A 228-nucleotide genomic window follows, 5' to 3' on the forward strand; every position below is an offset into this window, starting at 1 on the left:
GGTCCCGCAGATCGAGCTCAAGCAGCCGGACCTGGCCCAGCAGCTGGCCAATATTTACCGGCAATAAAAGCCAAAGACACGGCAAAAAACGCCCCTGATATGACCCCCGAAATTAGGACACTAATTTCGGGGGTTATTTTCATGACTAAATACACTAAAGAAATAAAACTCGCTATCTACCACGAATGGGTAGACGATCATAGAAGAGGCACCTACCTCAGCCGAAAA

The 228-nt window shown here is 47.8% G+C and carries 1 protein-coding gene; it reads left to right on the forward strand.

What is annotated here, in order from left to right; genetic code table 11:
- The coding region (locus tag lacNas_RS14040; RefSeq protein WP_211762144.1) for a hypothetical protein at nucleotides 1-228 on the forward strand (228 nt) is incomplete at both ends.

This window comes from Lactobacillus nasalidis (assembly GCF_016587775.1).
Classification (GTDB): Bacteria; Bacillota; Bacilli; order Lactobacillales; family Lactobacillaceae; genus Lactobacillus; species Lactobacillus nasalidis.